The organism is Dyella flagellata, assembly GCF_030160275.1.
Classification (GTDB): Bacteria; Pseudomonadota; Gammaproteobacteria; order Xanthomonadales; family Rhodanobacteraceae; genus Dyella_B; species Dyella_B flagellata.
Window position 1 is genome coordinate 1 of the sequence record NZ_BSOA01000063.1, and the last position, 1,172, is coordinate 1,172.

The 1,172-nt window shown below is 63.5% G+C and carries 1 protein-coding gene; it reads left to right on the top strand.

Annotated elements, in window-relative coordinates; all coding sequences use genetic code 11:
- Positions 1 to 34: 34 nt before the first annotated feature.
- Positions 35 to 1,172 (top strand): IS481 family transposase (locus QQJ96_RS23510; RefSeq protein WP_284334475.1); only part of this gene is annotated, 1,138 nt, incomplete at its 3' end.

The window sequence follows — 1,172 nt, forward strand, 5'->3', positions numbered from 1 at the left end:
CTTTCCGGTCGTGATCCGACCTGGAAGCGCGCCCATGCCCTGGAGCCCCCGCGACACCATGAGCCTTCGCCACGAGTTTGTCCTTTTGGCCCAACGGCCCGGCTGCAATCGGCGCGAGCTGTGCAGACGTTTCCAGATCAGCCCGCAGACCGGCTACAAATGGCTGGCCCGCCACGCCATGCAAGGCGAGCCCGGGCTGCTTGATCGTTCACGCCGGCCACAGGCCAGTCCTGCGCAAACAGCTGCGCCGATCGAGCAAGCGGTCGTGACCTTGCGGCGACAGCACCCCGCTTGGGGCGGGCGCAAGATCAGCCGACGCCTGCAAGACCTGGGCATGTCCCCCGTGCCCGCGCCCAGTACCGTCACCTCGATCCTTCATCGATACGGGCTGATCACCCCGCACGCATCCGCCCTGGCTGCGCCATGGCAGCGGTTTGAGCACGAGGCACCCAACGACCTGTGGCAGATGGATTTCAAGGGCTACTTCACCACGCGTGATGGCAAGTCCTGCTCCCCGTTGACCGTGCTCGATGATCATTCGCGCTTCAGCGTGATCCTGCGCGCATGCCACAGCACGCGCAGCGATATCGTGCAGCAGCATCTGCGCGATGCGTTCGGGCGCTACGGCCTTCCATGGCGCATCAATACCGACAATGGCTCTCCCTGGGGCAGTCCGACCCAGCCGGGGCAATTGACCGGTTTGGCGGTCTGGTTGATACGACTCGGTGTAAGGCTCAGTTATAGCCAGCCGGCGCATCCGCAAACCAACGGCAAGGACGAACGCTTCCATCGCACCCTCAAGGCCGAGGTGTTGGCGGGGCGCTCGTTCGCATCGTGCCGGCATGTGCAGCAAGCCTTGAATGCGTGGCGTACGGTCTACAACCAGCAACGACCTCATCAAGCGTTGGGCATGGCCACGCCCATCACGCGCTACCGGCCAAGTCAGCGCGCGCTTCCACGACGCTTGCCATCGATCGTTTATGGGCCCAATGACACCGTCATCACGGTGGGCTGGAACGGTGAACTACGCTTTGCGGGACGGCGCTGGCGCGTGTCCAACGCACTCGACCATCTTCCGATCGCATTGCGTCCTGATCCTCGCAAGGACGGCCGCTACGACCTTTACTTCGCCCATCACTGCTTCGGATATCTTGATCTCAACTCACCGGCGC